We start from the raw sequence: 13,335 nt of genomic DNA, 5'->3' as shown, positions 1-13,335 counted from the left end.
GCCAACATTTTGGCACAGCCTCGTTTTATTATTAAGTTGCTATCGTTGTCAGTTTTTGTCGGTAAGTCGATATATTTCAATAATCGCTGATATATTTGGAGTTGTGGTCGATATATTCCAATAAGCGCTGATATATTTGGAGTTGCGGTCGATATATTCCAATAAGCGCTGATATATTTGGAGTTGCGGTCGATATATTCCAATAAGCGCTGATATATTTTTACTCGCCCCACCGGCTCCCTCGTTTAATCCACTCTACATACTTTTGAAAAACCGGCACTTCTTGTTGAAAACGAAGCGGAACATATAGAAAAAGAGTACATGTACATAGTATCCATAGAATACCTACTACAAAGTGAAATTTCATCGTTGTGCTAATAAACAAACTTAAGAATAATACGAGGAACATAATTACACTAAATCTTTTATACATAGTCATAATAATCTCCTCCTTATAACTTCATTGTACCAGCTATAAGGAATTAATTTCCACGACATAAAAAAGACCAAAAAGCAATTTACACTTTTCGGTCTCTATACTATCTTCTCTTCGTAATTTTCCCAGAACCACCGACCCTCGTTTTCGGAGGAGATGTATTCCTTGGCGGGGTTTTAATAGATGATTTCGGCTTCACATCTGATCCGCTTGAACCACCTGGTGTTTTTGTAATTTTCCCTTTGCTTCCGGTAGAAGGTGGAGGCGTCGTATTATTTCCTTTTTCAGTAATACTTCCCTTATCACCTACTGATGACTTCGAATCTACATTATCGCCTCGCTTAATGATAGATCCTTTCCCTTCCTTCGTAATTGGAGGCGGGGTTTTCTTTTCTTCTTTCGTAGGTGGCCTTTCCGGAATAACTGGTTTATGATTTTGTCTGTCATTGTATCCTCGATAATCACCAGATGATGATTTTTTTGAACCGAATATATCGTTTAATATACTCCCCATAATATACCCTTGCAAGAAGGATGGTTGGTAATTTTGACGGACAAACTCTTTATTACTTATTTCAATTAACGTATCAGACGGTTTCTCTTTATCCTTTTGCAGATTATAAATCTTATCAGAATAAACGAGGAACATTTGATTTTCGTCTTCTTTAGATGCTTGCTTCGGTTCTCTTTCATTAATGAGTTCCTTTGCTACTTCAGGAACAGACCGATTGGCGGCCCTATACACGTAAGATTCTTGTTTACCTTCCTTTGCAACAGACTCGAGTGGATAACGGTCTTGAATCGACTTCGTCTGCCCGCCTTGACAGCCTGATAAGGCATAACCGGCAACAACAAGTAAAATAACGATAGCAAGTATAGGGATCACGAACGATTTAATCATGGTAAACAATCGGTTTGACATGATTACGCCCCCTTACGTTGCTCTTATAATTTGTACATCAGCAGGAATGATAGCTTCTCCCTCATACATCATTGTGCGACCATTTTGCCATTCAATACGTAATAATTTTCGGTTATCAGATTGAAATTCCCATACGTACTGTTCTTCTGAAGCAGAGAATGGTGTTTTTCCCATTACAACAACACGTCCGTTATATTGCTCTTCCATATGGTACTCAGTATCATCCATTTCAATTGTCGTCGGAACTTCATCAATTGAATCTAAACGACCATCAATTGGTGTATATAATTTATAATACGTATTTTCACGATCTTCAATTTTCAAATAACGAATATCTTTCCCATCTTGCAGTGTTAAAACAATTTCCTTACGAGAATGCATGCTCGTTTTTCCAGTTAATTCGTACATAACTAATGAAACTTCAATCATATCGCCAGGAGCTAACGTTAAAAGACTCTTTTCCGGCTTCGGCGGCTCTGGACTTTTCATTATATTTTTAATTCGTTTAAATAAGCTCACAATCTACCCCTCCTTTTCTCTTTATAAACAAGCCCCTAAAATAAGTGCACCAACAATATGTAATGATCCAGCTAACATCGCATGCGCAACACTGCCTTCTTTCGTACCTTCTTCTAAATCTAAACCAGACATTTTCTTTAGCACAAATTCAATAAACATTTCTACCACTAATAAAATAACGAAAGAAACTGCTGAAGCAAGTAGTGCTTGCCATAAGTCATTTGCTTTCGTTATTGATTGAGATAAAATGTAACCTTGTGCGAATAATTTCATGACAAAACGAGTTGTTACAGCTGTATTCCCATTTTTTATTTCTTTTAAATCATTGTATTTTGTAAAAATCGAATCAACCCACATAATTGCAAATAAAAGTACTGCACTCGCTCCAGTCCATACGAGCATGGCTACTACATTCATCCATGTCATTGCAAAACCTCCTCTAAATATAAAGTGAAACTTTAATCAGTGGGGCATTTTCCATCCCCTACTGATTATTGGCTCCTACCAACCTCTCTGCTTTCACGAAATGTTGAGGCGGGAGTCTTCCTACCGTCAAATAGCGGGGTAATAGAAAACCGACATGAATTTGTTTAGACATGTCGGTTCATTTGTCTCTATTCTATATTATTTCTCATACTGCTTCATAATACGAGCTAATTCATCGTCAACAGCAGAATTTTTGTTTAAGCTTGCGAATTCATCATCTAATGACTTTTCTTTTTTGTAAACTTCACCGCTTGCTTCTGCTTCAGCTTCTAATTGAAGAGCTTTCTCTTCCATACGGCTTAAACCAGCTTTTGCTGAATTTGAATCAAACCCAGACATCGCCTGATTAATATTCTTTTGTGCTTTCGCTGCATTTACACGTGCTACAAGTGTTTCACGTTTATTTTTCAGCTCTGTTAATTGCTTACGCATTTCTTCTAACTTCGCACGAAGATTATCAGCAGCTGCTTTATTTTGCTCATAGCTTGCTTTATACTCATTCATTTTTTGCTCTGCATTTTGTTTTTCTTCTAGTGCACGGCGCGCAAGATCTAAGTTACTAGCTTGAACAGCCATATGAGCTTGATCTTCACGCTTTTTCACAAGTGCTTCTTGTTCTTCAAATAATAATTTAAACTTTTTCTCAAGCGCGATTTGAGCTGCTACACTTTTCTCAGCTTCTTGTACATCCGCTTGCATATCGCGTAAATATTGATCCGTCATCTTAACTGGATCTTCCGCTTTTTCAATTAATGAATACACATTTGACATTGTTAAATCTCGTAATCGTTTAAATACAGACATCCAAATTCCTCCTATGATATACCACATATTTCAAATTCACTACTTGGAAAACTTAAAAATCTCCCTTTACAGTAAAGAATATTCATTTTTACAGCCTATGTGTTTATTATAACAAAACTAATATGTCCTTACATGTTATTTCCAAAATATAACCAATATAATATGACATTCCAGATATAACATTGTATTCCTAATATATTATATTACCAATATATTATAATTAAAACCCTCAAAAATTGACTTATTTTTATTTACTTTCACTAAATTACATTATTGTAATGTTACTGTAAGCTAACTCGATAGTTACATTCCGATATTTCTTATACACTAATACCAGAAGCAACAAACAAGCTTCTCAAACTGTAAGAACTAATACAAAAACTGTATTTACTATAAAGCATATGACAAGGAGAAATCATCATGAAAAAATTAGTAGGAATCGGATTAGCAGCAGCAATTTCATTCGGAGCATTATCAGGTTGTTCTTTATTAGGAGAAAAGGCAAACGGCTTTGTATTGTACGGATCAGAAGAGCAAGTAACACAAATTGCAGATAAAAACAAAAAAGAAGTGAAAGAAAAAGACTTCTATAAAATGAAACTTACAACGTTAGAAGATAAAAAAGTTCTTGTAATGGATAAAAAAACTGGTGAAGAACTAGTGAAGAAAGAGTTACTTAGCAAAGTGGATGCAAAAGACGACACGAAACCACTGGATAAATTACCAGCTGTAACAACAGAACAAGGTGTATTATTCGCAAAAAACAAAGTTGAAAATGCTAAAATCGATGGCGCGAAATTAAAATATGAAGGCAACACAATTATCGGAAGTGGCCGTGCATATGCAGATATGTTCGCGATTGTTGATGATGCAACTTACAACAATGTAAAAGGTGAAGAAAAATCGGTGGGTGTATTAAAATTTGATAAGGACCCGAGTAAAGAATTCCCTGGCAAAAATGGTGTAGAAACATCACAACTTGTAAAAATTAAAAAGTAAGAAAAAAGCTTTGCGAGATTCGCAAAGCTTTTTTTCTACTTGTGAGCGATTTGCTCCATATCCGGACTACAAGTTTGCGACTGACATGACTTATTTAAAGAACATGCTGCGCATTTTCCTTTTTTACTTCTTTTTACGAAATTAACTAACGTATATGCTGCATAACCAAAAATGATAGCTCCAATTATAATATTGACCATCATCATACATCTCCTTTTAGAATCCGAGTAAAGATCCAACTTGGTATATAATAAGCGTTAATACATAAGCAACTACGAGCGGATAAACGACTGAGAAAATCGTCCATTTCGCTGATCCTGTTTCACGTTTAATAACAGCTACTGTCGCTAAGCACGGAACGTATAATAAAATAAAGAACATAAATGCATACGCTGATAATGCTGTATAATGTGCTCCCATTACGTTTCCAAGCACATCTTCTTTAACCGCATAAATAATTGCCATTGTAGAAACGACAACTTCTTTCGCTAAAAATCCTGTTAAAAGGGATGCTGCAGCTTGCCACGTTCCAAAGCCGAGCGGTGCAAATAGCGGTGCGATAAACCCACCAATCATTGCTAAGTAACTGTCTCCCATATCAACACCAAATCCTGATGGACCTGCATAGTTTAATAGCCAAATGACAACCGAGCCACCAAAGATGAATGTACCTGCTTTACGAACAAACCCTTTCCCTTTTTCCCATGTGCTAAGCCATAACGTTTTTGCTTGTGGCACACGGTAAGGCGGTAATTCAATGACGAAAATAGATTTTTCTGCTTTTAAAATAGTAAGAGACATAATTTTTGTAACTATTAACGCAAGAACAATCCCTGCAACATATAAAGAGAACACAACAGTTGCCTGACTATGAGGGAAGAACACTCCCGCAAATAATGCATATACAGGTAAACGTGCTGAACAAGACATAAATGGTGTTACAAGAACTGTAAGTAAACGCTCTTTCTCCTGTTCAATCGTTCTCGCTGCCATAATACCTGGAACGTTACAGCCAAAACCGATAATCATCGGAATAAAAGCTTTACCGTTTAATCCGAAGAACTCCATAATTCTATCCATCACAACTGCAATTCGCGCCATATATCCTGAGTCTTCTAATAATGAAATGAAAAAGAATAGTGCAAAGATTTGTGGCACAAATACTAACACAGCACCAACACCGGCAATAATACCTTCTGTAACGAGTGCTTGAATAAAATCAGAAGCTCCAATACTTGTAAGCCCAGCCGTCACCCAATCCGTAAGCTGGCCACCAAAAAACTCATCTAACATATCCGATAAAGGTGTACCAATCCAAGTAAACGTAACCTGAAAAATAAAAAACATAACTGCTAAAAAGATTGGAAGTCCTAAAATTTTATGTGTAATTAATCTATCAATTTTTTCTGAAAAAGGAATTTTTCCTTCTTTCTCATGCTTCATAACATTTGTTTTTAACTTTTCAATATACGCTTCACGAGTTTTGTAAATGTGCTCTTCTAACGTACAATCAAGTTTTCCTTCTAAGCGAGATCGAATGGCTATGAGTTCCTTATAAATTGGTAATGCTTTCATTTCTTTTTCTACTACTTCGTTATTGCTTAAAAATTGAAGTGCTAACCATCTCGGATGCTCATAATTTGCTGTCTCTAAAAGAGCTATTACTTCTCCGATTCCTTTATCCATTTGTACACCATATGAAATAACAAATGGGGTTTTCTCGTTTTTGTCAATTTCTTTAAGAGTCGCAAGTAGTTCTTCACAGCCTTTTCCGCTTCTTGCAACGACAGGCACAACTGTTACACCTAATAGTTCTGATAGTCGTTTTACATCAATTACAATTCCTCTTTGCTTCGCCACATCAACCATATTTAAACCGATTGAAACTGGCTTACCAAATTCAAGCAATTGCAACGTTAAATGCATATTTCGTTCAAACTGCGAGGAATCCACAATATTTAACATATGCTGAAATTCTTCTGTTAATAGAAAGTTTGTTACAACACCTTCATCACGCGAAACTGGATTTAAATCATAAACGCCTGGTAAATCAATCAATGTGCCTTGCTTATCTTTTAATTTACCAACCTTCTTTTCTACTGTTACACCGCTCCAGTTTCCTACATATTCATAAGAACCAGTAAGTGCATTAAATAATGATGTCTTCCCTGTATTCGGATTCCCTAGCAAAGCTACCTTATTCACGCTAATTCCACCTTTATCATTTTCGCGTCACAATGACGAATACTAATTAACTGTCCACGACACTCCAATGTACAAGGACCTTTAAACATCGCTTTCTGTTTCAGGCGAAGTTCGCTTCCTTCCGCTAGACCGAAAGCAGCTAGTCTACGCTTTAATAACTGATCTAGAGACTGAATGCTTTTTACTAACACTTTCTCTCCAATTTTAATATCTACTAAGCTCATAACCTTCCCCCTCAGAAGAGAATGATAATTATTTTCAAAAAAATTATACCACACCCAATTTCTCTTGTACTATACCCTTTTGCTTCATATTTATTAACATTTCGCTACAATTCTATTTCAATTATTGTCATACTGTATTCATTTGCCATTCTCATCCATTTCGCTTACAATAAACAATAGCAAATAAAGAATCTCGTTATCACTGGGGGAGCCATGCCGCTGAGAGGGAACACTTCGTTCCGACCCCTCGAACCTGTTAGTTAATGCTAACGCAGGGATTGTGCAAACGTCCGAAATACATACCTCATTTTTATTTACGTATTTCGTATCCTCCTATGATAATGTTCTTTTTTATGCAACTTGGATTTAGGGGGAGACAACATGCGTAACACTAATTTACAAGCGATGATCGAATCTGCAATTCTTGCAGCCTTCGCCATGGTCATCGACATTTTACCATTATCAATTAAACTTCCAACAGGCGGTTCTATCTCATTCGCTATGATTCCTATTTTTATTATTGCTTACCGCTGGGGCTTTAAATCAGCTTTCTTAGGTGGTTTAGTTTGGGGACTATTACAAATTGTCGTAGGTGATGCCTACATTTTAACACCAGTTCAAGCATTCATTGAGTACTTCATTGCCTTTGCTTTTATCGGATTTGCTGGTTTATTCTATTGTCCAATTCAAAATGCACTTTTAGCATCTAATGCGAATGGCAACGAACAATCAAACTTAAGTAGCCATAAAGATAAACCTTCATCAAAACAAAACCAAGGAAAGAAAGTAATTGGATTCATTATCGTTGCTACATTTATCGGTAGTCTAGCTCGTTACTTCTGTCACTTTATTGCCGGTATTATTTTCTGGGGACAATATGCACCGAAAGGTCAATCAGCTGTGCTATATTCATTAATCGTAAATGGCAGCACAATGATTGGTTCCTATATTCTATGTACCGTCTTACTTATATTTTTATTTATCACTTCACCACGCTTATTCAAAAGCATCAATGCTTATCAAATAAATGCAAACAAAAAGGGCGCTTAACTAGCGCCCTTTTTTTATATCAAAATTCTCAATGAGTAATATCAATAATAAATACAATAAATGCACAAAGAAAAATAAATACCATCACACCTAGTAAATTGCTATTCACGGCTAATCTACTCCTTACATAACCTCATTTTCTAACAAGATTATATCTCTTAAAAATAAAGATTAGGTAAAGATAATATGAAAATAACTTAAAAAAAAGCGTAACATGTATGATCTACGCTTTTTTCAGTAAGTAGAAGTAAAATAACACACCATCTTCTGTATTCTTTACTCCATATTCAGCATCATGCAATTCTAAAATATTTTTAGAAATGGCAAGTCCAAGTCCTGTTCCACCTTGTGAACGATGACGAGCTACATCCACACGATAAAAACGATCCCAAATTTTATCTAATTGCTCTTCTTCAATATGAGTACCTTTATTTTCAATACACACTTTTATACGATTTTTCTCATCTATTGTAGAAATAATAATATCCTCTTTATTCGGTGTATAACGTATGGCATTCGTAATGAAGTTCACGATGACTTGTTCAATCCGGCCTTGATTTGCGACTACTTCAAATGGACCTATGTTTTTATGAACACGAAGTTCTTTTTTCTCTATTTCTACAGAAAGGTGTTCACATATATCTTCAATTACTGTATCGATATAAAATGAATCCATTTTCATTTTATATGTACCTGACTCAAATTTAGCTAACTCAAGCATATCTAAAATTAACGTATCCATTTTATCTACTTCTCGTTCCATCGCTTGAAAATAGTACTCTTTTTTATGCTCAGCTACTCCATCTTTTAAAATAGAAATACAGCTTTTCATAATACTTAACGGTGTTTTTAATTCATGTGAAACACCAGAAATGAATTCTTTCCGCGTCTTTTCTAACTTTCTTTCCTTTTCAATATCTTGTTCTAGCTGTCCAATATGCGAATGGAGTTTATTCGATAGCGTATTAATATTTTTCGATAAATCCCCAATTTCATCTTTTGAAGTAATTGGAATTTTTTCTGTGAAATCTAAATGCGCTATTTTTTTCGTTGTATCATTTATTTTTAGTAACGGTTTTGCAATTTGTTTTGAATAATAGAACGAAGCTAGAAAAATGAGAACAACTACAAATGCAATGATGTATATGTAATAATCTTGCACCATTTGTACAGCCTCATCTACAGGCTGTAAAGAAGCCATCGCATATATATATGCTACTGATCCATCTTTTTCTTTTATTGGCTTGATTAATAATTTATATTTTATATCATTTTTTTCATAGTCCATTGTTTGTGTTGCATATTGTATGTGCTTGCTCTCTTTTAATAATAAATCCGTTTGAAATTCTTTTATGTTATCCAAGAATATACTATTTTTATAAATTGGATTCACAGGACCTTTTACATCTGGGAACTGTACTTTTGTAACACGCCCTGCTATGTAAAAGCCTAATTCCTGAGCAACTTCTTCCTGAACAGCTGGTTTCTTTTCCTTAACAAGTTGCTCCCCAGCTGCTCTCCTTTTCTCCTCATCTAATTTAATTTTCTCCTGAAACGCTTTTTCTAATGGCTTATTAGATCCATTTAAATTTTGCTTACTTAACGTGAAAGAGAATGGAATAAAACTATCTTCTTGTTTCATCCCAGAAACAGACATTGTTTGTCCTAAAAACTGATCTGATGATTTATTATCAATCTCCTCTATATTGACGAGATTGTATAAGGGAATCTTGAATATTTGTTGTCCAAACTCCTTTTGTTTCCTACGGTCTATCGTTACCTCAAAATAAAAATCATCCACATGTTTTAAATTCCCATTCTGATCTAATGTCGTAATCCACGTATTATTTTCTCTAAAAAAGTCTTGCTCCAGTTTCTGAATTCCTTCTGCATTTCCTGCGTAATTTAAATAATTCTTTTCAAAGGAATTTAAATTCACTTTAATATCTTCTACTTTTCGATTCGCATAATATTGTTTGAAAAATATCGTTTGTCCAATAAATATCGTCGCTAAAATTAACATACATAATGCTGTTGTGAGAGTAAATAATTTTAGTACAATCCCTTTTCTCATACATTCCCCTCAAATTTATATCCAGTTCGTACTACAGTTGTAATGTACTTTGCTTTCTCTCCTAATTTATTTCGTAAATTACGAATATGGCTATTAACTGTTCGATCATCGCCAGCAAATTCGTATCCCCAAATTCTTGAAATTAATTGTTCCCTTGTTAGTACAATCCCTTGGTTTTTCATGAAATACACCAATATTTCAAACTCCGTATGCGTTAAACTAACATCTACCTCATCAACAGTAACAGTACGTGATGGAAAATGAACGTGGATACCATGAATTGATAACGTATCATCTTCATTCTCTAAAGGTTTCTTCGATGCTTTTCTACTTTCTAATAATCGTTTCGCTCTTGCTAATAAAATTGGTGGACTGTACGGCTTCGTCACATAGTCATCTGCTCCAAGTTCAAAACCAAGTAACGTATCATCTTCATCTACGCGCGCCGTCAACATAATAATAGGCACCTCGGACGTCTTCCGAATTCTTCGGCAAACAGACCATCCATCGAGTTCCGGCAACATAATATCTAAAATAACTAAATCAACCTCTTCTTCTTCAAATACAACTAAAGCTTCTTTCCCGTCCCTTGCTTCAAACACTACATATTGTTCACTTAAAAAATAGTCCTTTAATATTTCACGTAATATATCTTCATCTTCAACAATTAAAATGTTTTTTGACATAACGTATGTGTCCCCCTCTCGCCTTCAGAAACTATAATTTTATTTTGAATAACTAGCAGTTAACTTCGCCTCGATAATATATCTATCCGGTGCATCTCCTATATAATCAAATGGGTAACAAGTTGTCAGTGTTAATAGTGGTTCTTCTTTTTTTATAATAACAGTACGATCATCCGCATGGGTAATCCACGTCTTTTGAATTTCATATGTGTAAGTTTTATTATCATACTCTAAAATAAGAGTATCCTTTTCTTTCAACTCTCCTAAATCTGTAAATACAGTATCCCGGTGCCCACTTAATACAGTATGTCCCCCTCCAGATGGCGTTGTCGTTAAATCGCTAACAAACATACCAACTCCTTTTTTGAGCGTTGCATCATTCGCTCCCCAATATATAGAAAACTTCTTCTTTATTTTCGGTATATTTAACATTGCTACTTTTTCTCCTTCTTTATGTTCTATTTGAGAAGAAGGCACTTGAGAAGTTACAGGTGTTTCATGAGAAAGTTGAGTATCTTGTATATTTTTAAGTTTCTTTATTTCTTCTGCCGTTAATTCTTGCGCAGAGCTTTTTCCTTTATACCATTCCACAGCGTAATATGATCCCATGAATAGCCCTATGGCCATCAATATGATACCGATATAATTGAGTAACTTCATGTTTCATCCCTCCATGCAAAAAATGGTAGGGATAACCTACCATTTTTAATATGTGAAATTACCCCATTCTTTATAGGACAATATTTTATTTACGCCTTAACTTTATTACGACGATTCAAACCAAATAATGTACCTACCGCTACAAGACATGCGCTTAATCCCATCATTGCTACATTATTAGATGCTGTATTTGGTAATTTTTCACCTTTTACAATTGGCTTCGCTACTTCTTTTTTTGCCGCATCATTTTTTTGTTGCACTTGTGCTTCTTCTTTTTTCCTTACTTCATTCTTTTGTTGCTCTTTTATCGCTGCTTCTTTTTTAGCCATATCACTTTTCTCTTGGACTTGTGCCGCTTGCTTTTTCTCTTCTTCATTTTTTTGCTGCGCCTTAATTGCTTCTTCTTTTTTAGCTTTATCCTGTTGCACTTGCGCTGCTTCTTCCTTTGTTACTGTTCCAGTATCCGCACTTGCTACTGAAGAATATCCTACTGTTAAAAGTGCCATTGCACAGATCGGTAATAGTTTCTTTTTCATTTTATCTCTCTCCTCTTATACGTTTTACATCACTTCGCATCGGATGTATCACTAGAATAAACAAGAGATATAAATATAAGATGCAGATGAAATATATTTCATTTAAAGATTTCATTGTAAAAAAATAAAAAAACATCGCAATATATACGATGTTTTTTGGGTGCGTGTCTCAATATTTACATGTTACTTTCGCGTGTTTCAGAAGTAGAGCGGGCCGGAGCGATAACTAATTGTCTCGGCTCAGTTTTCTTGAAGTGATTTTTGACGTTACACTTACGACGTTGAACAACCCACGCTTTAATAGGATTTGTTAAAATAATCTTTTGCTCTTCGTTAGGGGCCTCTTCTTCCAATCTACAACTTTCGCTCCATTTACGCCATTTCATTGTAAATTGGGAAGAAGAATGATCGTCTTTACGATCAAACAAGTGCAAAAAATCCATTTCTCCAGCTAGCATTACGGTATTACTAGTTGCTAAAAAAGAAAAGGTCGTCCAACGTTTCTCCATGCCCTCCTACTCCTTCTTCACATATAGAGTGCCTAAAACTTAATTTACCTAAAATATGCTTGCCTTTTACCTTACACCCCTAGTTTATCCAAAATGCTATTATGCAACTATCGATTTTTCTTACAACTACCTTACATTTTTGTAAGAAAAAAACCTTCACTCTATATAATGAAGGTTTCTCACTTTTTATCTATATGATTTTTCATATTATCAACTCCAGCTTCTTGAAGCTGTGATATCATACCGTGGGAAATTGCGCCTAATACTAAAGTCATTCCGATTAGTGAAATGCGAATTGCAGGTACATCAATTATGTAAGCCAACATACCAAAAACAATTGTTAACAGCAATGCTTTTATAAATGTTACACTTGTATACTGTTTCTTTTTCATCATAATCACCCTTCATGGAAGCGTTTTCTTAATGTAATCAGTATATCATATCATCTGACTATTTTGTGGGGATTTTTGTAAAAACCTTATGTCTTCTTTGACTTTTTTCTTTCTATCCTTTACAGTCGAAATGTTCACAAGTTTTACACTGTAGGAGGATTCAAATGAAAATTGAAATAAAAGACACTTTAATTTCTGAAGAACAATTACAAGCAAAAGTAAAAGAACTAGCACTTCAAATCGAGCGTGACTTTGAAGGAGAAGAAATCGTAGTAATCGCAGTATTAAAAGGTTCATTCGTATTCGCTGCTGATTTAATTCGTCACATTAAAAACGAAGTAACAATCGACTTTATCTCTGCATCTAGCTACGGAAATCAAACAGAAACAACTGGAAAAGTAAAACTATTAAAAGATATCGATGTAAACATTACTGGAAAAAACGTAATTGTCGTAGAAGACATTATCGATTCTGGTTTAACACTTCACTTCTTAAAAGATCACTTCTTCATGCATAAACCAAAAGCATTGAAATTCTGTACGTTACTTGATAAACCTGAACGCCGTAAAGTGGACTTAAAAGCTGAATATGTTGGCTTCCAAATTCCAGACGAATTTATCGTTGGCTACGGTATCGACTGTGCTGAAAAATATCGTAACTTACCATTTATCGCTTCAGTTGTAACGGAGTAATATAATAAAATAAAGTGAAACTTTAATCAGTGGTTTTTTTCTCCCACTGATTATTAGTTGAACCAATCGGGCTTTTACGGGCAGTTAATCTCCCACCTGACTTCCTCGTATTCGGCGAAATTTGAGGTGGGAGTCTTACTG

Annotated in this window: 17 protein-coding genes and 1 riboswitch; of the genes, 3 read left to right on the top strand and 14 right to left on the bottom strand. The window is 35.0% G+C overall.

Annotated elements, in window-relative coordinates; translation table 11 throughout:
- Positions 1–220: 220 nt before the first annotated feature.
- The 5 genes from JDS95_RS18680 to JDS95_RS18660 form a co-directional block, all read right to left on the bottom strand.
- Positions 221–439: a hypothetical protein gene (locus tag JDS95_RS18680; RefSeq protein WP_000180099.1), complete on the bottom strand. Its 219-nt coding sequence runs from the start codon at positions 437–439 to the stop codon at positions 221–223.
- 100 nt (positions 440–539) lie between these two features.
- Positions 540–1,358 carry a DUF4247 domain-containing protein gene (locus JDS95_RS18675; protein ID WP_000071184.1) on the bottom strand — a complete coding sequence of 273 codons (819 nt, stop codon included), beginning with the start codon at positions 1,356–1,358 and terminating at the stop codon, positions 540–542.
- Positions 1,359–1,370: 12 nt separating this feature from the next.
- Positions 1,371–1,877: a DUF4178 domain-containing protein gene (locus tag JDS95_RS18670; RefSeq protein ID WP_000051753.1), complete on the bottom strand. Its 507-nt coding sequence runs from the start codon at positions 1,875–1,877 to the stop codon at positions 1,371–1,373.
- A gap of 21 nt (positions 1,878–1,898) precedes the next feature.
- A complete protein-coding gene (locus tag JDS95_RS18665) occupies positions 1,899–2,303 on the bottom strand; it encodes a DUF350 domain-containing protein (protein WP_000220091.1) in 405 nt (134 codons plus the stop codon).
- Between the two features lie 198 nt (positions 2,304–2,501).
- Complete coding sequence (locus JDS95_RS18660; RefSeq protein ID WP_000110292.1) at positions 2,502–3,167, bottom strand: PspA/IM30 family protein; 666 nt, start codon at positions 3,165–3,167, stop codon at positions 2,502–2,504.
- A 420-nt stretch (positions 3,168–3,587) separates the two neighbouring features.
- Between JDS95_RS18660 and JDS95_RS18655 the strand changes: the two genes are divergently transcribed.
- Positions 3,588–4,166 carry a lipoprotein BA_5634 family protein gene (locus JDS95_RS18655; protein ID WP_000737474.1) on the top strand — a complete coding sequence of 193 codons (579 nt, stop codon included), beginning with the start codon at positions 3,588–3,590 and terminating at the stop codon, positions 4,164–4,166.
- Between the two features lie 35 nt (positions 4,167–4,201).
- Here the strand turns inward: JDS95_RS18655 and JDS95_RS18650 are convergent, their stop codons facing one another.
- The 3 genes from JDS95_RS18650 to JDS95_RS18640 are packed head-to-tail and all read right to left on the bottom strand — an operon-like array spanning position 4,202 to position 6,595.
- Positions 4,202–4,369, bottom strand: coding sequence for a FeoB-associated Cys-rich membrane protein (locus JDS95_RS18650; protein ID WP_000989597.1), 168 nt, complete (start codon positions 4,367–4,369; stop codon positions 4,202–4,204).
- A gap of 13 nt (positions 4,370–4,382) precedes the next feature.
- On the bottom strand, positions 4,383–6,371 hold the full coding sequence (gene feoB / locus JDS95_RS18645; protein ID WP_001044830.1) for a ferrous iron transport protein B: 1,989 nt from the start codon (positions 6,369–6,371) through the stop codon (positions 4,383–4,385).
- Positions 6,368–6,595 (bottom strand): FeoA family protein, encoded by a 228-nt coding sequence (locus JDS95_RS18640; RefSeq protein ID WP_000060512.1) that lies wholly within the window; start codon positions 6,593–6,595, stop codon positions 6,368–6,370. The genes feoB and JDS95_RS18640 overlap by 4 nt, the downstream gene beginning before the upstream one ends.
- A 194-nt stretch (positions 6,596–6,789) precedes the next feature.
- Positions 6,790–6,891, top strand: a riboswitch (TPP riboswitch).
- Positions 6,892–6,976: 85 nt separating this feature from the next.
- Between JDS95_RS18640 and thiT the strand changes: the two genes are divergently transcribed.
- Entirely contained in the window at positions 6,977–7,645 is a 669-nt protein-coding gene (gene thiT, locus JDS95_RS18635) for an energy-coupled thiamine transporter ThiT (RefSeq protein WP_001246596.1), read from the top strand.
- A 223-nt stretch (positions 7,646–7,868) separates the two neighbouring features.
- On the opposite strand, the gene JDS95_RS18630 is transcribed toward thiT, so the two are convergent.
- The 6 genes from JDS95_RS18630 to JDS95_RS18605 all read right to left on the bottom strand — a co-directional run bounded on the left by JDS95_RS18630 (position 7,869) and on the right by JDS95_RS18605 (position 12,505).
- Entirely contained in the window at positions 7,869–9,719 is a 1,851-nt protein-coding gene (locus JDS95_RS18630) for a sensor histidine kinase (protein WP_001225345.1), read from the bottom strand.
- The gene (locus tag JDS95_RS18625; protein WP_000041849.1) at positions 9,716–10,405 is read right to left on the bottom strand and encodes a response regulator transcription factor; all 690 of its coding nucleotides are present in this window, start codon (positions 10,403–10,405) and stop codon (positions 9,716–9,718) included. The genes JDS95_RS18630 and JDS95_RS18625 overlap by 4 nt, the downstream gene beginning before the upstream one ends.
- Before the next feature lie 39 nt (positions 10,406–10,444).
- Positions 10,445–11,065: a class D sortase gene (locus JDS95_RS18620; protein ID WP_000771580.1), complete on the bottom strand. Its 621-nt coding sequence runs from the start codon at positions 11,063–11,065 to the stop codon at positions 10,445–10,447.
- Between the two features lie 89 nt (positions 11,066–11,154).
- Positions 11,155–11,601: an LPXTG cell wall anchor domain-containing protein gene (locus JDS95_RS18615; RefSeq protein ID WP_000728018.1), complete on the bottom strand. Its 447-nt coding sequence runs from the start codon at positions 11,599–11,601 to the stop codon at positions 11,155–11,157.
- 176 nt (positions 11,602–11,777) lie between these two features.
- Positions 11,778–12,110: a hypothetical protein gene (locus JDS95_RS18610; protein ID WP_000415608.1), complete on the bottom strand. Its 333-nt coding sequence runs from the start codon at positions 12,108–12,110 to the stop codon at positions 11,778–11,780.
- A gap of 179 nt (positions 12,111–12,289) precedes the next feature.
- A complete protein-coding gene (locus JDS95_RS18605) occupies positions 12,290–12,505 on the bottom strand; it encodes a hypothetical protein (RefSeq protein ID WP_002045482.1) in 216 nt (71 codons plus the stop codon).
- 161 nt (positions 12,506–12,666) lie between these two features.
- Here JDS95_RS18605 and hpt point away from each other — a divergent pair, with 161 nt between their 5' ends.
- Complete coding sequence (gene hpt / locus JDS95_RS18600) at positions 12,667–13,194, top strand: hypoxanthine phosphoribosyltransferase (RefSeq protein WP_000687583.1); 528 nt, start codon at positions 12,667–12,669, stop codon at positions 13,192–13,194.
- The last annotated feature ends 141 nt before the right edge of the window (positions 13,195–13,335 follow it).

Source organism: Bacillus cereus group sp. N24, assembly GCF_016483345.1.
GTDB classification, from domain to species: domain Bacteria; phylum Bacillota; class Bacilli; order Bacillales; family Bacillaceae_G; genus Bacillus_A; species Bacillus_A toyonensis.
The sequence above is the reverse complement of the archived record's forward strand: the minus strand, read 5'-3'. Positions and strand labels throughout refer to the sequence as shown.